Annotated in this window: 18 protein-coding genes; 7 read left to right on the top strand and 11 right to left on the bottom strand. The window is 72.9% G+C overall.

Annotated elements, in window-relative coordinates; translation table 11 throughout:
* Nucleotides 1-81: 81 nt before the first annotated feature.
* From ACFY2B_RS34800 to efeO, 4 genes are all read right to left on the bottom strand, one after another.
* Nucleotides 82-1083 (bottom strand): hypothetical protein, encoded by a 1002-nt coding sequence (locus ACFY2B_RS34800; protein WP_390767056.1) that lies wholly within the window; start codon nt 1081-1083, stop codon nt 82-84.
* 298 nt (nt 1084-1381) lie between these two features.
* Nucleotides 1382-2239, bottom strand: coding sequence for an iron uptake transporter permease EfeU (gene efeU / locus ACFY2B_RS34795; RefSeq protein WP_390767055.1), 858 nt, complete (start codon nt 2237-2239; stop codon nt 1382-1384).
* A 3-nt stretch (nt 2240-2242) separates the two neighbouring features.
* On the bottom strand, nt 2243-3559 hold the full coding sequence (efeB, locus tag ACFY2B_RS34790) for an iron uptake transporter deferrochelatase/peroxidase subunit (RefSeq protein ID WP_390767054.1): 1317 nt from the start codon (nt 3557-3559) through the stop codon (nt 2243-2245).
* Between the two features lie 10 nt (nt 3560-3569).
* Nucleotides 3570-4706, bottom strand: coding sequence for an iron uptake system protein EfeO (efeO, locus tag ACFY2B_RS34785; RefSeq protein WP_390767053.1), 1137 nt, complete (start codon nt 4704-4706; stop codon nt 3570-3572).
* A gap of 302 nt (nt 4707-5008) precedes the next feature.
* Between efeO and ACFY2B_RS34780 the strand changes: the two genes are divergently transcribed.
* A complete protein-coding gene (locus tag ACFY2B_RS34780; protein WP_390767052.1) occupies nt 5009-5695 on the top strand; it encodes a PhzF family phenazine biosynthesis protein in 687 nt (228 codons plus the stop codon).
* Between the two features lie 30 nt (nt 5696-5725).
* On the opposite strand, the gene ACFY2B_RS34775 is transcribed toward ACFY2B_RS34780, so the two are convergent.
* Complete coding sequence (locus tag ACFY2B_RS34775; protein WP_390767067.1) at nt 5726-6373, bottom strand: heme oxygenase (biliverdin-producing); 648 nt, start codon at nt 6371-6373, stop codon at nt 5726-5728.
* 135 nt (nt 6374-6508) lie between these two features.
* Entirely contained in the window at nt 6509-7366 is an 858-nt protein-coding gene (gene map, locus ACFY2B_RS34770; RefSeq protein ID WP_390767051.1) for a type I methionyl aminopeptidase, read from the bottom strand.
* A gap of 58 nt (nt 7367-7424) precedes the next feature.
* On the opposite strand from map, the gene ACFY2B_RS34765 reads away from it, so the two are divergent.
* Nucleotides 7425-7655: a hypothetical protein gene (locus tag ACFY2B_RS34765; RefSeq protein ID WP_389009807.1), complete on the top strand. Its 231-nt coding sequence runs from the start codon at nt 7425-7427 to the stop codon at nt 7653-7655.
* A 48-nt stretch (nt 7656-7703) separates the two neighbouring features.
* Here ACFY2B_RS34765 and ACFY2B_RS34760 read toward each other — a convergent pair whose 3' ends face one another.
* Together ACFY2B_RS34760 and ACFY2B_RS34755 are read right to left on the bottom strand one after the other, a co-directional pair.
* A complete protein-coding gene (locus ACFY2B_RS34760) occupies nt 7704-8999 on the bottom strand; it encodes an MFS transporter (RefSeq protein WP_390767050.1) in 1296 nt (431 codons plus the stop codon).
* Nucleotides 9000-9111: 112 nt separating this feature from the next.
* On the bottom strand, nt 9112-9711 hold the full coding sequence (locus ACFY2B_RS34755) for a hypothetical protein (RefSeq protein ID WP_390767049.1): 600 nt from the start codon (nt 9709-9711) through the stop codon (nt 9112-9114).
* A 105-nt stretch (nt 9712-9816) separates the two neighbouring features.
* Between ACFY2B_RS34755 and ACFY2B_RS34750 the strand changes: the two genes are divergently transcribed.
* From ACFY2B_RS34750 to ACFY2B_RS34740, 3 genes are all read left to right on the top strand, one after another.
* Nucleotides 9817-10890, top strand: coding sequence for an exo-alpha-sialidase (locus ACFY2B_RS34750; RefSeq protein WP_390767048.1), 1074 nt, complete (start codon nt 9817-9819; stop codon nt 10888-10890).
* A 37-nt stretch (nt 10891-10927) separates the two neighbouring features.
* Nucleotides 10928-11641: an NADPH-dependent F420 reductase gene (gene npdG / locus ACFY2B_RS34745; protein ID WP_390767047.1), complete on the top strand. Its 714-nt coding sequence runs from the start codon at nt 10928-10930 to the stop codon at nt 11639-11641.
* Between the two features lie 87 nt (nt 11642-11728).
* A complete protein-coding gene (locus ACFY2B_RS34740) occupies nt 11729-11941 on the top strand; it encodes a hypothetical protein (RefSeq protein ID WP_390767046.1) in 213 nt (70 codons plus the stop codon).
* Here the strand turns inward: ACFY2B_RS34740 and ACFY2B_RS34735 are convergent.
* Nucleotides 11931-12731 (bottom strand): site-2 protease family protein, encoded by an 801-nt coding sequence (locus ACFY2B_RS34735; protein ID WP_390767045.1) that lies wholly within the window; start codon nt 12729-12731, stop codon nt 11931-11933. The two genes, ACFY2B_RS34740 and ACFY2B_RS34735, sit on opposite strands and share 11 nt — an antisense overlap.
* A gap of 136 nt (nt 12732-12867) precedes the next feature.
* Here ACFY2B_RS34735 and ACFY2B_RS34730 point away from each other — a divergent pair, with 136 nt between their 5' ends.
* Nucleotides 12868-13413: a Uma2 family endonuclease gene (locus ACFY2B_RS34730; protein ID WP_390767044.1), complete on the top strand. Its 546-nt coding sequence runs from the start codon at nt 12868-12870 to the stop codon at nt 13411-13413.
* An 82-nt stretch (nt 13414-13495) separates the two neighbouring features.
* A complete protein-coding gene (locus ACFY2B_RS34725; protein ID WP_390767043.1) occupies nt 13496-16927 on the top strand; it encodes a BTAD domain-containing putative transcriptional regulator in 3432 nt (1143 codons plus the stop codon).
* 40 nt (nt 16928-16967) lie between these two features.
* On the opposite strand, the gene ACFY2B_RS34720 is transcribed toward ACFY2B_RS34725, so the two are convergent.
* Both ACFY2B_RS34720 and ACFY2B_RS34715 read right to left on the bottom strand, forming a co-directional pair.
* Nucleotides 16968-17789: an ABC transporter permease gene (locus ACFY2B_RS34720; protein WP_390767042.1), complete on the bottom strand. Its 822-nt coding sequence runs from the start codon at nt 17787-17789 to the stop codon at nt 16968-16970.
* Nucleotides 17786-18811, bottom strand: coding sequence for an ATP-binding cassette domain-containing protein (locus tag ACFY2B_RS34715; RefSeq protein ID WP_390767041.1), 1026 nt, complete (start codon nt 18809-18811; stop codon nt 17786-17788). The genes ACFY2B_RS34720 and ACFY2B_RS34715 overlap by 4 nt, the downstream gene beginning before the upstream one ends.
* Between the last annotated feature and the right edge of the window lie 29 nt (nt 18812-18840).

Raw genomic sequence — 18840 nt, 5'->3', positions numbered from 1 at the left:
GCTGAGCCACCGACCCGTCGGACCCGACGCGACCGGCGGTCGACGTGGTCCGGTGGCGCCGTGGGCCTACTCCGCGTGGGCCTACTCCCCGCGGGCCGAGGTCAGCCCCTGGACCCGGCCCACCACCTCGACCTTCGCGCTCCCGGAGCCCCGCTTCGGGTCGAGTACGGCCTCGTTGGAGACGAACTCCAGCGTCAGCGACTGCTTGACCTCGCCCTTCGTCAGGGCCTGCACGTCCGCGTTCTGGGTCGGCACGGAGGTGCCCGTGGCGGCGGTCTGCTTCTCGTAGTGCCGGGTGCTGAAGAACACCAGCGCCCCGCCGTCGGCCGTGCGCAGCGCGAGCGGCGCGTAGTCGCCGCCGGTCAGCGGCTCGTCGATGTACTGCCGGACCAGGCCCGGACGGCTGGCCTCCTTGGTGCGGGCCGCACGCCAGCCGCTGGTGTACACGCCGTCCACGAAGCCGGAGCCGCCGCCCTTCAGATACGTCGTGTACTTCTCGCTCAGCTCCGTGGGCGGGACCGACAGGTCCGCCGAACCGGCCGGGACGGCCTCGGCCCAGCCGTCCGCGTCGAGCTTGAACTCGGGCACGTCGTCGGGGGCGACCAGCGTCAGATACGCCACCCGGAACGGCTCGTCCAGATCGCCCCGGGTGAAGACGAACAGCCAGCGGCTGCTGCCGCCCTTGTTCGCGGCGGTGTCCGCGACGAACCAGCGGGGCCAGCCCGCCTTCTTCGGGATGGTGAACCTGGCGTCCGACAGCTTCAGCGGCGCGTGCGCGGGGTTGCCGTCCGGGCTGTTGATGTGCCCGGCCTTGAGCCGGGCCCCGTCGATGTCGGCGAGTGCGCCGGTCACGTGGCCGGAGTCCAGGGAGCGGTCGAACGCCTTGTCCGCCGCGTTGTAGGCGGCCGTGAACTCCTCCAGCGCCGTCGCTGCCTCCGCCTTGGTGGTGGCGGGCAGCACCTCGCGTTCGCCGTGCACCACCACGCAGCCGCTCGCCGTCAGCGACAGAGCGGTCAGCGAGGCCGCTATGAGTGCGTTCCGGCCACGTCGGCGAAGCCCGCGCGGGCCGCGTTTCCTGGTCATGAGGTGCCGTCACCTTCCCCTTCCCGGAGCCGAACCCTACCGGGAGCGGAAGACAGCCGGGTGCCGGGTGCCGTCGCCGCGCCCGCACCGTGACCTCGGAGCCGACGGCCGCGACCTGCCGGGTGTCCGGGCTCGTTCTCGGGCCGGGGATCCGGGCCGAGGACCAGTCCGGATTCCCGGCCCGCCGTCGCTCGGATTCCCGGCCGGCCGCCAGTCGGGTCCCCGGCCCGCCGGGAGCCGGGTTCTCTCCCGTCGCAACGCCTGCCGGAATCCGGGGTTCTGCCGGCGTCCCGCGCCGTCAGACCTTGTCGCGCACCGTCGTCGAAGCGGGCTGCGCGCGGCTTCCCCGGGAGCGGAGGCCGGACGGTGCGAAGAACAGGACGAGCGTCGGGACCAGGTACACCAGCCACACCGTGACCTGCACGACGGTCGGGTCGGGCTGGAAGTTGAGGACGCCCTTGAGCAGCGTGCCGTACCAGCTGTCCGGCGGGATCGTGTCGCTGATGTCGAAGGCCAGGTTCCCGATGCCCGGGACCCAGTTGGCCTCCTGGAGGTCGTGGAAGCCGTACGCGAGCACGCCCGCCGCGACCACCACGAGCATGCCGCCGGTCCAGGTGAAGAACCGGGCCAGGTTGATCTTCAGGGCGCCCCGGTAGAACAGCCAGCCCAGCAGGACCGCGGTGGCCAGGCCCAGGGCGACGCCGATCAGCGGGCGCGGGGTGCCGTCGCTCGCCGCGTGCACCGACGCCCACACGAACAGCGCGGTCTCCAGGCCCTCCCGGCCCACCGCGAGGAAGGCCGTGGCGACCAGCGCGCCGGTGCCCACGGCCAGCGCCGAGTCCAGCCGGCCGTGCAGTTCGGACCTCAGGTTCCGGGCGGTGCGCCGCATCCAGAAGACCATCCAGGTCACCAGGCCCACCGCGACGACCGACAGCGAACCGCCGAGCGCCTCCTGCGCCTCGAACGTCAGCTCCTGCGAGCCGAATTCGAGCGCGCAGCCGAAGCCCATGGCGATGGCGACCGCGATGCCGATGCCGGTCCAGATCGGCTTCAGTGCGTCCCGGCGGCCGGTCTTGACCAGATAGGCGATCAGGATGCAGACGACGAGGCTGGCCTCCAGCCCCTCCCGCAGACCGATCAGATAGTTGGAGAACACGGGCTACGCCTCCTCGGTCAGCAGCGTCCGGCCCCACCAGTCGTCCGCGTCCCGGACGCCGGGCGGGATCGCGAACACGGCCGAACCCACGTGCTGGATGTACTCGTTGAGTGCGTCCGACGCCGCCAGCCGGCGCTGGAGCGGAATGAACCCCGTACGGGGATCGCGCTGGTACGCGAGGAAGAACAGGCCCGCGTCCAGGCGGCCGAGCCCGTCCGTGCCGTCCGTGAAGGAGTAGCCCCGGCGCAGGACGGTGATCCCGTCGTTGGAGTCGGGGTGGGCCAGCCGGACGTGCGCGGTGGGCTTCATCGCCTTCAGGAACGGCTCGTCGTGCTCCTTCGGCTTGCCGACCGGGGCGCCCTCGCCCTTGTCCCGGCCGAAGACGTCCTCCTGTTCCTGCAAGGCCGTACGGTCCCAGACCTCGATGTTCATGCGGATGCGCCGGGCGACGAGGTACGACCCGCCGGTCATCCACGCCGGCCCGTCGCCGTCCCCGACCCAGACGAACCGGTCCAGCCGGTCCGTCTCGGTGCCCGCGATGTTGCGGGTGCCGTCCTTGAACCCGAAGAGGTTGCGCGGGGTCTGGGCGCCCGGAGTCGTCGACGACGTCTTGCCGAAACCGAGCTGGGACCAGCGCACGGCGACCTTGCCGAAGCCGATGCGGGCCAGGTTGCGGATGGCGTGCACGGCGACCTGCGGATCGTCGGCGCACGCCTGGACGCACAGGTCGCCGCCGGTGCGGGCCGCGTCGAGGTTGTCGCCGGGGAACTTCGGCAGGTCGACGAGGGCCGCGGGCCGCCGGCCGGCCAGCCCGAACCGTTCGAAGAAGGACGGCCCGAAGCCGACGGTGAGCGTCAGCCGGGACGGCTTCAGGCCCAGCGCCTCACCGGTGTCGTCCGGCGGCGCCTCGGCCGGCCCGCCGTACGCGCCCTCGCCGATCGCCTTGCCCTCGGTCATCCGGCGGGCGGCTGCCGTCCAGTCCTTGAGGAGCTGGACCAACGCGGCCCGGTCGTCGGTCTTCACGTCGAACGCGGCGAAGTGCAGCCGGTCCTGCACCGGCGTGGCGATGCCCGCCTGGTGGGCGCCGTGGAAGCCTTCCGCGGTGCCCGCGCCGGCGGCGGGATCCGGGTCCTCGCCGGTACGGGCCGCCGCGACCGCGCCGCCGGCCACGGCGGCGCCGAGCGCGAGCCCGGCACCGCCCCAGCCGATCAGCGCGCGCCGCGAGGGGCTGCCGCCCGGCCGGCCCTCGGAGTGCGTGGGGCCGCCGTCCGGCCGGCCCTCGGAGTGTGCGGGGCCGTCGGCCCGCCCGGTCTCGGTCATGCCCGCACCCCTACTTCACGACCGCGGCGGCGAGCTTGGACAGCGGCTCGGCGAGCGCGTTCACCGCGTCCGACAGCTCCTTGCGCTGCTCCTCGGTGACCTTGTCGTAGGAGACGAAGTCGTACGAGGTCTTGTCCGCGCGGTACTTGTCGAGCAGCGTGTCGAGCGCCGCGAACTGCTTGTCCAGCTCCCCGGTCAGCGCCGGGTCGTTCTTTGAGGCGACCGGCTTGAGCAGCTCGTACGCCTTCTGCGCGCCCTCCACGTTGCCCTTGAAGTCGACGAGGTCGGTGTGCGCGTAGCGGTCCTCCTCGCCGGTGACCTTGCCGGTGGCGACCTCGTCGAGGAGTTCCTTGGCGCCGTTGGCCATGGAGGTCGGGGTGATCTCGGCGGTGCCGACCCGCTTCTGCCAGGCCGTCAGGTCGGTCACCAGCTGGTCGGCGAGGGCCTTCTCCTCGGCGCCGATCTTCTTGTCCTGCCAGAGGGCCTTCTCCAGCCGGTGCCAGCCGGTCCACTTCTGGCCCTCCTCAAGCCCGTCCTCGCGGACGTCGACCTTGGGGTCGATGGTGCCGAAGGACTCGGCGACCGGCTCGGTGCGCTCCCAGCCCAGGCGGGAGAGGGCGTAGGCGTTCTTGGCGGCCGCGAGGTCGCCGGCCTTGACCGCCTGAGTGAAGGTCTTGACCCGCGGCAGTGTCTCGTCGGCCTGGTCCTGGGCGTACTGGCGGTATTCCGCGACGGCCTTGTCCAGCGCGGGGTCCCGCTCGGCACTCGCGCCGGCGCCGGTCACGGTGAGCTTCTGCCGGACGCCGTGGCCCTTCATGCCGGGCCGGCAGGCGATCTCGTACGAGCCCGCCTTCACCTCCGCGGTCAGCGTGTACTTGGTGCCCGGGCCGATGTTCTCCTTCTCGGAGACGATCCGGTCGTCCGGGAAGAGGATCTCGACCTCGGTGGCCTTGGAGCCCTTGTTCTCGATCTTCAGGGTGACCTGCCCGGCCGGAACCGACTTGGCCGAGGTGTCGCAGGTGGAGTCGGCGGCGGTCACCTGGATCGCGTCGCCGTCCTTCGCGTCGCTTTTTGCGGTGCAGGCCGTGAGGGCGGTCAGGGCGGCCACGGCTGTGGCAGCGGTGACGGTGAGTCGGACGGCACGCATGCGGGCTCCAAGCGGGAAGCGGTGTGGTGAGGCTGACCTAACTTACCTGAGCCTTACCTCACTTCTACCCGGTCGGGTGGTGATTCGGCTCTCACGGAAAAATCACAGACACGGCTTGATCTCACCGGCTCAACGTGGATCCCAAGGAATGGCAAAGGATAGGTCAAGGGTGGGAGGGGGGAGGGGAGGGGGCGGGGTGACGCGGGGCCGGGTCCGTGGGCGTCCGCGACCGGAGCGGATCCGTGGCGGTCGGCGCCCGCGACCGGGACGGACCCGCCCGCCCGCGATGCTTCAATTCCCCCGTGACTTCCCCCGTTGCTTCCCTGGCTTCCCCCGGGACTGAGTACGACGTACTCCGCGTCTTCTGCGGGCCGAACGGCGGTTACGGCCAGGAGGTCGGCGTCGTCCGCGACGGCTCGGTCCTGCCCGGCCGCGCCGACCGGCAGGCGCTGGCCGCGGAACTCGGCTTCGGCGCGACCGTGTTCGTGGACGACCCCGAGCGCGGAGCGGTCGACCTCTACGCGCCCACCCTGCGCCTGCCCTTCGCCGGTCACCCGTGCGTCGGTGCGGCCTGGCTGCTGGACGTGCCCGAACTGGTCACGCCCGCCGGGGTGGTGGGGGTCCGGCTCGACGGCGAGTTCAGCTGGATCGAGGCGCGGGCGGAGTGGGCGCCGCCGCACACGCTGCGCCGGTACGCCACGGCGGCCGAGGTCGACGCGCTGCCGGTCCCGCCGTCCGGGGTGCGGGCACCCGAGGCGCCTTCGGCGAGGACCTACGCCTGGGCCTGGACCGACGAGGCGGCCGGCCGCGTCCGCGCCCGCGCCTGGGGCGACGACGAGGACGAGGCGACCGGCACGGCGGCGCTGCTCCTCACCGACCGGCTGGGCCGCGCGCTCAACATCTCCCAGGGCGCGGGCTCCCAGATCCTGACCGCGCCGCAGCCCCACGGGTGGGTGGAGATCGGCGGACGGGTGCTGCTGGAACGCTGACGGCCGGCCGGCACTCCGCCGCGGCGGAGGTCAGGCGCTCAGCGGGAACTCCTCGCCCAGGGCGCCGAACACCGCGGTGTTCAGGGCGAACGCCGCCTTGCACTCGGCCACGATCCGCTGCCGCTCCAGGTCGTCCACGGCCAGCGCGTCCAGCGTCTCCCGGTAACCCCGTTTGAACGCCGCGGGGTTGGGGATCCGCTCGAACACATAGAACCGGACCCCGTCGCCCCTCTTCGCGAAGCCCCAGGTCCGCTCTGCCCTGTCCCGGATGATCTGCCCGCCGGAGAGGTCGCCGAGGTAGCGGGTGTAGTGGTGGGCGACATACCCGCCGGGCCAGCGCGCCGCGCACTCCCGCACCCGGTCCGCGTACGCCCGCGTCGCCGGCAGCGCGGTCAGCGTCGACCGCCACTCGGGGCCGCGCAGGTGCTCCAGGTCCCGCTCCAGCGAGGCCAGCCGGAACAGCTCCGGCCGGACGAAGGGGCCGGCCAGCGGATCCGACGCCAGCCGTCCGGCACCGGCCTCCAGCGCCTCGTACAGGAACCACAGCTGCTCCGTGTACCGCGCGAAGGCGGCCACGCCGAGGCCGCCGCCGAGCAGGTCGCCCAGGAACGTCGACGTCTCCGCCGCCCGGTGCTGCTCGTGGGACGCGGTGCGGATGAGTGCCGAGAAGGACTCCATGCCCATGCACCCACTCTCTGAGGTAAGCCTTACCTAAGTCACGCGTTTTGCCGACATCGTGTCGGTAAAACGCTACAAGAGAAAGCCCGCCCTCCCCAGTCCGGGAAGAGCGGGCCCGGCCGCCGCGGGCGGCGCTCACGGCAGGGTCAGGATCTCCGCCCCGGTGTCCGTCACCACCAGCGTGTGCTCGAACTGCGCGGTCCGCCTGCGGTCCTTCGTGACCACCGTCCAGCCGTCGTCCCACATGTCGTACTCGTGCGTGCCCAGCGTCAGCATCGGCTCGATGGTGAACGTCATCCCCGGCCGCATGACCGTCGTCGCCTGCGGGCTGTCGTAGTGCGGGATGATCAGCCCGGAGTGGAAGGACGAGTTGATGCCGTGGCCGGTGAAGTCACGGACCACGCCGTAACCGAAGCGCCGCGCGTACGACTCGATGACCCGGCCGATGACATTGATCTGCCGCCCCGGCCGGACCGCCCTGATCGCCCGGTCGAGTGCCTCCCGGGTCCGCTCCACCAGCAGCCGCGACTCCTCGTCGACATCGCCGACCAGGTACGTCGCGTTGTTGTCGCCGTGCACCCCGCCGATGTACGCCGTCACGTCCAGGTTGACGATGTCCCCGTCGCGCAGCACCGTCGAGTCCGGGATGCCGTGGCAGATCACCTCGTTGACGCTGGTGCACAGCGACTTGGGGAAGCCGCGGTAACCGAGCGTGGACGGGTAGGCGCCGTGGTCGCACATGTACGCGTGCGCCACCGCGTCCAGCTCGTCCGTGGTCACCCCGGGCGCGATGAGCTTCGCGGCCTCCGCCATCGCCCGAGCGGCGATCCGCCCCGCGACCCGCATCGCCTCGACGGTCTCGGGGGTCTGCACCTCCGGCCCGGTGTACGGCGTCGGCGCGGGCTTGCCGACGTACGCGGGCCGGCGGATGTTTCCGGGTACCGAACGGGTGGGAGACAGCTCCCCTGGTACGAGCAGCGACTGGCCAGACATGCCAGCGAGTCTAACCAGCGGGCATGGGGGACCATGTCCCTGGCGAAAGGAGCCGGTCATGGCCCTGTTCAAGAAGCGCACGGTCGGAAAGCCGGGCGAGTGGTACTACTGCCTCGAACACAAGAAGGTCGAAGAGGGCCCGGAGTGCCCGGCCAAGGACCGCTTCGGGCCGTACGCGACCCGTACGGAGGCCGAGCACGCCATGGCGACCGCCCGCGAGCGCAACCTGGAGTGGGAGACCGACCCGCGCTGGCACGATGCGGCGGGCCGGTCCGCCGACGACGACTGACCGGCCCGTGGCGGCCCGGCTCGCCCGTCCCGCACCGGCTCGCCCGGCTCAGCCCGTGCGGGTCGGCTCCGGCTCGCCGCCGGGCGCGCTCGCGCGCTGAGCGCGCAGCCGCACCGCGTGCTCGTTCGTCCGCGCGTCGTACGTCATCAGCCCCGGCAGGCACAGCACCAGCAGCCCCACCGCGCCCGCGCACAGCGCCCCGCCGGACCAGACCGAGGCCCGCACGCCCCACCAGGCGGCGAAGCCACCCGACCGGACCTGGCCGAGCTGCGGCCCCACCGAGTACGACAACAGCTCGATCCCGGCGAGCCGCCCGCGCAGCTCGTCCGGGATCGTCTGGTTCCAGATGGCCGCCCGGAAGATCCCGCTGACCATGTCGAAGCCGCCGCCCAGGGTCAGGAACAGCAGGACCAGCCAGACGTTGCCGCAGATCCCGGCGGCGGCCACGGACAGTCCCCACAGCGCCGCCGCGCCCGCCACCAGCAGCCCGTGCCGGTGGATCCGCGAGGTCCAGCCACTGGTCAGGCTCACCAGCAGGGAACCGGCCGGCAAAGCGGCATACATCAGTCCGAGGGACCACTCGGCGTGCAGTTCGTCCGCGAGGAACGGCAGCACGGCCAGCGGCATCGCGAGGAACATCGCCGCGAGGTCGACGACGTACGTACCGAGGAGTTCCTTGCGGCCCCAGGCGTACCGGGCGCCTTCGAGGATCGCGGCGAGCGAGGGCCGCACCGCCTCGCGGGCCGCGGGGGAAGGGGCTATGCGCACCACGAACAGAAGCGAGACCGCGAAGGTCAGCGCGTCGACGGCGTACGCCCAGCCGAGCCCCGCGTAGGCCACCACGACCCCGGCGAGCGCCGGGCCCGCCACCCCGCCCACCGTCCAGCGCAGCGAGTTGAGCGCCGCCGCGGCCGGCAACTGCTCGTGCGCCACGATCCGCGGCCACAGCGAGTCCAGCGCGGGCCGCTGGACCGCGCCGACGGCTGAGGTGAGGGCGGCCACCACGTACAGCGGCCACACCGGTGGGCTCGGCAGCAGGGCGTTCAGCAGCAGCACCGCGCTCAGCAGGCCCTGTCCGGCCTCCGTCCACAGGATCAGCTTCCGCTTGTCCAGCGCGTCCGCGAGCGCCCCGCCGTACAGCCCGAAGACCACCAGCGGTACCAGCTCCACGGCGCCGATCGCGCCCACCGCGGCGGCGGACCCGGTCAGCTCCTTCACCTGCACCGGCAGCGCGACGAAGGTGAGGAAGCTGCCGAAGTTGCTGACCAGCCCCGACACCCAGAGCCTGCGGAAGTCGACGGAGGCGCGCCAGGGGGCGAGATCCGGGAGGAGGGCACGAGTCACGAGGTGCCATGATCGGCCGCCCGTCCCGGGCACGGCAACCGTTTTTCCCGCTCTCCCCACCGCCGGAGGGCCAAGGCCCCGGTACCGGTCCGGCCGGGGACCGACGGTCCCGTCACCAGGACGCCGGCGGCGGGGCCGTCAGGTTCTCCGCCAGCCGCGACAGCCGGTCGCGGAACGTCCGGCGCCCCCGCGGGGACGGCACCGCGTTCTCGCCGGCCGCCGCGCTCACCAGGTGCTGCACGGTGTCCAGGTCCAGTTCGCCGCCCTCCGGCACCGCCAGCGTCTCGTGGGCCATCGCGGCCAGTTCGCCCCCACCGGAGCCGAGGGCCAGCACCGTCACCCCGGCCCGCCGCGCGTCGTGCACCCGGTCCAGCAGCGGCGCGTGCTCGCCGGGCGCCACGACGAGCAGCGTCTCGCCCCGCCGCGCCGCCGCGATCCGCCCCGGTCCGACGGCCAGATGCGCCGGGTCCGTGGGGCGCGCGGCGTGCCGAACCAGCGTCGGGGCCAGTTCGGGCGTGCCCGACCAGGCCGCCTCGTCCACCAGGTGCGCCGCCAGGTGCCACGGCTCGTACTCCGGCGTGCCCACCAGCAGCAGACCGCCGCCGTGCGCCACCGCCGACCCGCGCAGCACCCCCGCGAACCGCCGCGTGGCCCCCAACCACTCGGTCCCGGCGAGCACTTCACGCAACAACGCCACCCGTACCGCGTCCATGCCCCCGCATCCTGCCGCAAAAGGTCACTCGTGACGCGGCGTTCACCCCGAATTCGCCCGACCCGGGGAGGGTGCCGAGCCCCGATACCGATGAGGAGCCGGCCCATGACCGACGTCAGTGTCCCCTTCCGCGCGGGCGAGGAGGGCTACGCCAGCTACCGGATCCCGGCCGTCGTCGTCACCGGCTCCGGCGCCGTACTGGCCTTCTGCGAGGGCCGGGTCGACTCCGCCGCGGACCACGGCCGGGTCGACATCGTGCTGAAGCGCTCCACCGACGGCGGCCGTACCTGGGGGCCGCTGCGGATCGCCGCGCCGGGCGGCACGGACCTCGCCGGCAACCCCGCCCCGGTCGTCCTCGGCACCGGCCGGATCCTGCTCGTGCACGTCCGCGCCGCCGCCCTCGCCACCGAGGACGCCGTACGGCGCGGCACCGTCGAGGACGCGGACGGCCGCCGGGTCTGGGTGCGGCACAGCGACGACGAGGGCACGACCTGGTCGGAGCCCCGGGAGATCACCGCGTCGGTGAAACGCCCGGACTGGCGCTGGTACGCGACCACCCCCGGCCACGCCCTGCGGCTGAGCACCGGCCGGATCGTCGTCCCCGCCAACCACTCCCTGCCGCCCACCGGCGACGACAACGGCACGGAACCCCACTACTACGGCGGGCACTGCCTGCTCAGCGACGACGACGGGGCGAGCTGGTACCTCGGCTACGTCGACGATGACACCGACGGCTACGTCAACGCCAACGAGACGACCGCCGCCGAACTCCCCGACGGACGGGTCTACTTCAACACCCGCACCCAGTCCCGCTCGCCCGGCACCCGCGCCGACGCCCACTCCGCCGACGGCGGCCGCACCCTGATCAAGCCGTTCCGCCCGCAGGCCGGTCTGACCGGGCCGGTCTGCCAGGCCGCCGTCCTCCAACTGCGCGACCCCGACCTGCTCCTCTGCTCCGGCCCCGCCGCCCCCGGCGCCCGCGCCCTGATGACCCTGCGCGCCTCCACCGACGGCGGCACCACCTGGCGCACGGCGCACACGGTCGACGGACTGCCCGCCGCCTACTCGGACCTGGCCCGGGTCGACCCGGACACCGTCGGACTCCTTTACGAGACCGGCGACCGCAGCGCCTACGAAACCATCACATTTCGCCGGGTGGGCGTGACGGCACTCACCTGACCGGGTGGGCGGGTGGCCGCGGACGTAGAGTCGCCGCATGACCTCTACGGACAGCGCACAGCAGCCCACCGGGACCCCTGCCAAGGACCCCTGGGACCTGCCCGACGTCTCCGGGCTCGTCGTCGGCGTGCTCGGCGGCACCGGACCGCAGGGCAAGGGCCTCGCCTACCGGCTCGCCCGGGCCGGCCAGAAGGTGATCATCGGTTCCCGGGCCGCCGAGCGCGCTCGGGCCGCCGCCGAGGAACTGGGCCACGGCGTCGAGGGCTTCGACAACGCCGAGACCGCCCGCCGCAGCGACGTGGTGATCGTCGCCGTGCCCTGGGACGGCCACGGCAAGACGCTTGAGGCGCTGCGCGCGGACCTGGCCGGCAAGCTCGTCGTGGACTGCGTCAACCCGCTCGGCTTCGACAAGAAGGGCGCCTACGCGCTCCGGCCGGAGGAGGGCAGCGCCGCCGAGCAGGCCGCCGCCCTGCTGCCGGACTCCCGGGTCGCCGCCGCCTTCCACCACCTCTCCGCGGTGCTGCTCCAGGACCCGGAGATCGCCGAGATCGACACCGACGTGATGGTCCTCGGCGAGGAGCGGGCCGATGTGGAGACCGTGCAGGCGCTGGCCGGGCGGATCCCGGGCATGCGCGGGATCTTCGCCGGGCGGCTGCGCAACGCCCACCAGGTGGAGTCGCTGGTCGCCAACCTGATCTCGGTCAACCGCCGGTACAAGGCGCACGCGGGGCTCCGCCTCACCGACGTGTGAGCCGCACCGGACCGGACGTGTGAGCCGCACCGGACCATGGGGGACACTGGTGGCCGTCCAGCAGTGCCCCCCGACAGGAGTCCGTCCATGCCCCCCTTGCTCCCACCCGGCCCGACCCGGCGACTGGCCGGCTACGCCCTGGCCGTCTGCGTCCTCGCGGTCGCCGCCGCCGTCGTCTCGTTCGTCCGGGGCAGCTGGCTGGGCGTCGTCTGGGTGCTGCTGGCGGGGCTGTCCAGCAACATGTGCTGGTACTACGTGAAGCGCGCCAGGACCGGGCGCGGGCCGTCCGTCACGGGCTGACCGAGCAGTACGGGTTGGCGCCGAGCCAGAAGCGGTACAGCTCGTGACCGCAGTACTGGTCGAAGGGGTCGATCCCGAGGCCGCGCAGGATCGTGTCGATCAGGTCGAAGAACGCGTTGTTGACCGACGGGATCCACAGCAGCGCGAACACGAACAGCAGCCCGAACGCAGCGAACGGCTCCACCTGGCGCTTGACGCCGTACGGCAGCCACGGCTCGACCACGCCGTACCCGTCCAGGCCCGGCACCGGCAGGAAGTTCAAGATCGCGGCGGTGACCTGGAGCAGGGCCAGGAACGCCAGCGCGTACCGGAAGTCCCGGGGGACCCCGTCCAGGGCGTGCAGCCAGAACGGCGCCGTGCACACCGCGGCGAACAGCACGTTCGTCAGCGGGCCCGCCGCCGAGATCAGGCTGTGCCGCCAGCGGCCCCGGATCCGGCCGCGCTCGATGAACACCGCGCCGCCCGGCAGCCCGATCCCGCCCATGATCAGGAAGAGCACCGGCAGCACGATGCTCAGCAACGCGTGCGTGTACTTCAGCGGGTTGAGCGTCAGATAGCCCTTGGCACCCACCGTGATGTCGCCGCTGTGCAGCGCGGTGCGCGCGTGCGCGTACTCGTGCAGGCACAGGGAGACGATCCAGGCCGCGGTCACGAACAGGAACACGGCGATGCCCGGCTGCTCGGCGAAGCCCGTCCAGGTGGCCCAGCCGGTGACCGCGGTGACGGCCAGCAGCCCGAGGAAGACCGGGCTGATCCGCCGGTCGCTGTGGCGGACGGTGGCGGTGGTCATGGGGCGGGCTCCTGGTGGGGACGTGTCGGATGGGGCGCGGGGTCGACCGTACCGGTGATGTGGGGGGAACGTCCTGCGGCCGGGCTCCGGTTCCTGGTAGCCAGTCTTCTGGAATCGACTCGACCAAGGAGGTGCCATGACCATCGCCGAGGACTGGGTGGCGGGCGTCCTTGAGACCCTGCGGGTGCCCAGGAGTGTGCGCCTCCGTCTGACCCGGAACGGACTCACCGTGGTACCTGTCACGCAGGCGCACCTCACGACGCAGATGCGTATCTTCGGCCAGATCGACGCGCGGATGCCGGGGTGGCAGCCCATCGGTGAGTTCAGGGTTCTACCAGCCCGCGAGGGATACATGCCCGAACCGGACATTTCCGCGTTGCCGGAAGACCAGTGGAACCCCCGCAGCAGCGAGTTCCACGAAGGGTTGCTGCCTTTCGTCGCAGAGGTCGTCTCACCCGAGAGCAAGAACCGCGACTACAGCACCGAGCCGGAGCACTACGCCCTGCGCGGCATCCCGGCCTACCTCATCGTCGACGTCCTCGCCGCCTCCTGGACCCTGCTGACCCAGCCGGAGAACGGCGCCTACCAGTGCAGCCGGTCCGGCCCGTTCGGCAAGGAGATCGACATCCCCGTGGCGGAGCGGACGCTCACCCTCGACTCCTCGCAGTTCATGCGCGTGTGAGACCCGCGTCCCCGCGCCTTCTGGGGCCCGCCTCGGCACCCGCCTGAAACCCGGAGGCGGTGTTCCTGCGTCACCAGGGACAATGGACCCCGTGCGCTACCGCATCCTAGGCACCACCCAGGCGCTCCGCCCCGACGGAACCCCCGTCCCGGTCGGCGGGGCCCGTTTGCGTGCCCTGCTGGCCGTACTGGCGCTGCGACCCGGCCGTACGGTGCCCGTCCGTGTGCTGGTCGACGAGGTGTGGGACGGACAACCGCCCGCCGACGCGACGGGCGCGCTCCAGGCGCTCGTCGGCCGGCTGCGCCGCGCGCTGGGCGCCGACGCGGTGGCCTCGGCGGACGGCGGCTACCGGCTCGCCGCCGCGCCCGACGACATCGACCTGCACCGTTTCGAGCGGCTGACCGGCGACGGCCTGCGCGCGCTGGCCGACGGCGACCCCGCGAAGGCGGCCGGCGTCCTCGACGACGCGCTCGCCCTGTGGCAGGGGCCGGCCCTCGCCGACCTGCCCGACCGCACCGCCGAGGCGGCCCGGCTCGACGCCCGGCGGCTGGACGCGCTGCGCGCCCGGCACACCGCCGCCCTCGCGCTCGGCCACGCCGAACAGACGCTGCCCGAGCTGACCGCCCTGTGCGACGGCCACCCCCTGGACGAGCCCTTGCAGGCGCTGCGGCTGCGCGCCCTGCGCGACGCGGGCCGTACGGCCGAGGCGCTGGCCGCCTACGAGGAGATACGGCACCTGCTCGCGGACCGGCTCGGCACCGACCCGGGAAGCGAACTGCGGGCGCTGCACGCGGAGTTGCTGCGTCCGCAGGATCCGGGGGAGCACCGGGCCGACGGGGAGCGGGGAGCCCCCCGTGCAAGCGCGTTCAGCGACGGCACCCCGGCCGGTCCCGGGGCGGCGGGTGCCGGCACCCCGTCCGGTCACGGCCGCTCCACCCTGGCACCGGGCGACCCCGGCACCGCCGCCGGTGCCCACGCCCCGGCCGCCGTCGGCCCCGCCGCGCCCCCGCCGCCCGGCAACCTGCGCGCCCGGCTCACCTCCTTCGTCGGCCGGGAAGGCGACATCGAGGCGATCCGCGGCGACCTCGGATCGGCGCGGCTCGTCACCCTCCTCGGGCCCGGCGGCGCGGGCAAGACCCGGCTGTCCCAGGAGGCCGCCGAGACCGTGCGGCACGCGGCCCGGGACGGGGTGTGGCTGGCCGAACTGGCGCCCGTCGACGACCCGGCCGCCGTACCCGAGGCCGTGCTCACCGCCCTCGGGGCCCGCGAGACCGTGCTGTACGGCGCCGGCGCCGAGGCCATGCGGGCCGGTGCCGACCGGCACGACGACCCCGTCGAGCGCCTGGCCGAACACTGCGGCAGTCGCCGGATGCTGATCGTCCTCGACAACTGCGAGCACGTCGTGGACGCGGCGGCCCGGCTGGTCGAGCAGCTGCTGGAGCGCTGCCCGGAGCTGACGGTGCTGGCCACCAGCCGCGAACCCCTCGGCGTACCCGGGGAGTTGCTGCGGCCGGTGGATCCGCTGCCGGAGCCGGTCGCGCTGCGACTGCTCGCCGACCGGGGCGCCACGGCGAGACCCGGTTTCCGCATCGACGAGGACCCCGCCGCCTGCGCCGAGATCTGCCTGCGCCTCGACGGACTGCCCCTCGCCATCGAGCTGGCGGCCGCCCGGCTACGGATGCTGACACCACGTCAGATCGCCGACCGGCTCGACGACCGCTTCCGGCTGCTCACCTCCGGCAGCCGCACGGTACTGCCCCGCCAGCAGACCCTGCGGGCCGTCGTCGACTGGTCCTGGGAACTGCTCGACGAGGACGAACGGAACGTGCTGCGCGGGCTGTCGGTCTTCGCGGGCGGCTGCGACCTCGCCGCGGCCGAGGTCGTCTGCGGTCCCGTCGCGCTTCAGGCGCTGGGCTCGCTCGTCGACAAGTCGCTGGTGGTGGCGGAGCCCGTGGGGACGGGGGAGATGCGCTACCGGCTCCTGGAGACCGTCGCCGAGTACGCGGGCGAACGGCTCGACGAGGCGGGCCGGCGGGCCGGGGTCTCGCGCGCGCACCTGACGTACTACCGCGAACTGGCCCGCACCACCGACCCGCTGCTGCGCGGCGCCGGCCAGCTCGCCGCCATCGAACGGCTGGAGCGCGAGTACGAGAACCTGCGCACGGCGCTGCGGCACGCGGTCACCGAGCGGGACGAACAGGAGGCGCTCTGCCTGGTCCTGTCGCTGGCCTGGTACTGGCAGATGCGCGACCTGCGCATCGAGTCCGGCAACTGGTCCCGCGAGGTCCAGTCGCTCGGCCCCGACCCGTTCACCGAGCCCGTCACCCCGGCCGCCCCGGTGTGGGAGCGCTGCACCGACACCCCGCCCCCGTGGACCGGAGAGGTCCTCATCGAGGCCAGACGCGGTGTGCACCTGGTCCGTCTCGCGAGCATGGACGCCGAGCTGGACTCCTGGCAGACCCCGCAGGCACAGGCCAAGCTGCGCACCATCGCCGCGAGCTACGAGCCGGGGCTGCCGCAGACCTGCCGCAGCCCCGGCTCCCTCTGGTTCTTCGCCGTCATGCTCTCCGGCGACATGGACCGGGTGCGTACGGTCATCGACGCCACCGTCGACACCTGCCGCTCGACCCCCGGGTACGAATGGGAGCTGGCCGCCAGTCTCCAGATGCGGGCCAACCTGCTCGCCAACCGCAGCGCCTGGGCGGGCGACGCCGCCCGGGACGCCGACGAGTCGCTGGAGATCTACCGCCGGCTCGGCGACCTGTGGGGCACCGCCGAGGCCCTCTCCGCACGCGGCGAGGCCCATGAGCGCAAGGGCGAGTACCGGCTGGCGGCGGCCGACTACGAGGCGGCGTCCGAGCACGCCGCCCGGCTCGGCGCCCGCCACCACGTGGCGGTGCTGGACGCACGGCTCGGCAGTGCGCTGGTGGAGGCGGGCGAGACCGAGGCCGGGGAGCGCCTGCTGCACGACGTGATCGCCCGGAAGGACGGCTCGGGCAACGAGGCGATGCCCGCCGCCCGGCTGTTCCTCGCGGGACGGCTCGGCGTGACCGGCCGGATCGCCGAGGCACGCGAGCAGCTGCGGCTGCTGCGCGAGGAGTTCAAGATCGCGCACTTCATCGTCTTCGACTCCTTCATCCTGGGCCAGGAGGCTTGGCTGGACGCGGCCGACGGCCGTCACGAGGAGTCCCTGGACAAGATCCGGCAGGCGCTCGAACAGGCGCGGGACCCGCTGGCCGAGGCCATCGCCCCGTCCATGCGGTCCGCGTACCTGATCACCGCGGCGACCGCCCTCACCGGCTCGGACGGCGGCCGTCGCGCCCGCGACGCCGCCCGCTGCATCGGCGCCGCCGACGGGCTGCTGCCGCCCGGCCACGTCCGGTCGCAGCTGGAGCGCGAGGTGCACGCCCGAGCCGTGGAACGGACCCGCGACGCGCTCGGCGACGCGGCCTACCGGGCCGCGTACGCGGAGGGCGGCGGGCTCTCCCTGGAGGAGGCCGCCGCCCTGGTCTGACGCGGACCTGGCCATGAACACGGCGGAGGCCGGGACCGCGTCAGCTCTTGGTGCGGAACTTGTGGATCGCGACGGGCGCCATCACCACGGTGATCGCCGCCGACCAGGCCAGCGTGATCCACAGGTCGTGGGCGACCGGGCCGCCCACCATCAGCCCGCGGGCCGCGTCCGCCAGCGTGGACAGCGGGTTGTAGTCGGTGAACGCCTGGAGCCAGCCCGGCATCGACTGGGTCGGCGCGAAGATCGACGAGCCGAACTGAAGCGGGAACAGCACCAGGAAGCCCATCGCCTGCACGGACTGCGCGTTCTTCAGGACCACGCCCAGGGTGAGGAACACCCACATGATCGACGAGGCGAAGGCCGCGGACAGGCCCACCGCGGCGAACAGCCCGCCCCAGTGGTGGATGTGGAAACCGACCAGCACGGACACGATCATCAGCACGGCGGTCGCGAACAGCATCCGCGCCAGCTCCACCGAGATCTTCGCGAACAGCACCGAGCCGCGCCCGATGGGCAGCGACCGGAAGCGGTCCATGACGCCGGAGTTGAAGTCCTGGCTGAAGCCGGTGCCGACACCCTGGGACAGCGTCATGCTCATCATCGCGATCATGCCGGGGATGACGTACTGCACGTACCCCTCCTGACCGCCGCCCAGGGCCTGTCCGATCGAGCCGCCGAAGACGTACACGAACAGCAGGGTGAAGACGATCGGCATCAGCAGCGCGTCGAACATCGACTCCGGGTCCTGCCGGATCCACAGCAGATTGCGGCGGATCAGCGCCCCGGTGTGGCGCAGATGGCCGCGCAGCGGGATCCGGGCGTCGGGCGCGGAAGCGGCGGCGGTGGCGGTGGCGGTTGTCATACGGCGACCTCTTGGCGGGTGTCGGCGGGCGCGGGGTCCTGCGGGGCACTGGCGCGGTGGCCGGTGAGCGACAGGAACACCTCGTCCAGGCTGGGCAGTTCGGTGGTGATCGAGGAGATGGTGATGCCGCGCGCGGTGACCGCGCCGACCACGGCGGTCAGCTGCTCGTCGCTGAGGATGGGCACCAGCAGGGTGCCGGCGTCGGTGTCCACGGTCGTCGCTGCGAGGCCGGTGATGCCCAGTTCGTCCAGCATCCCGGCGAGCGGGCGCAGCTCCAGCGGATCGGCCGGCCGTACCCGCAGCGTGCGCCCGCCGACCTTCGCCTTCAGCTCCTCGATGCGGCCGTTCGCGATGACCTTCCCGCGGTCCACCACGGTCAGTTCGGAGGCGAGCTGTTCGGCCTCCTCCATGTACTGGGTGGTCAGCAGGACGGTGACCCCTTCCCCGACCATGGCCTTGACCTCGTCCCACACCTCGTTGCGGGTCCGCGGGTCGAGGCCGGTCGTCGGCTCGTCCAGGTAGAGCACCTCGGGCCGCCCGATCATCGAGGCGGCCAGGTCGAGCCGGCGCCGCATGCCACCGGAGTAGGTGGCCGCGGGCCGCTTGGCGGCGTCCGTCAGCGAGAACCGCTCCAGCAGTTCGTCGGCGCGGGTGCGGGCCTCCTTGCGCGGCAGGTCGAGCAGCCGCCCGATCATGTACAGGTTCTCCCAGCCCGGAAGCTTCTCGTCCACCGAGGCGTACTGCCCGGTGAGTCCGATCACCCGGCGCAGTTGCCGGGGCTGCCGGACGACGTCGTACCCGGCGACGGTCGCCCGGCCGGCGTCGGGAGCGAGCAGGGTGGACAGGATGCGTACGAGGGTGGTCTTGCCGGCGCCGTTCGGGCCGAGCACACCCATCACGGTGCCCTCGCGCACGTCCAGGTCCACGCCGTCCAGCGCTTTGGTCTCGCCGTAGTGCTTGACCAGCCCCCGCACGGTCACGGCGTCGCCGCGGCCGTTGGGCTCGTTGTCGATTCGCGTCATGGCATGAACGGTGCCAGCCCGCACCGACA

The sequence above is a fragment of the Streptomyces sp. NPDC001270 genome, assembly GCF_042896695.1.
GTDB lineage: Bacteria > Actinomycetota > Actinomycetes > Streptomycetales > Streptomycetaceae > Streptomyces.
The sequence above is the reverse complement of the archived record's forward strand: the minus strand, read 5'-3'. Positions and strand labels throughout refer to the sequence as shown.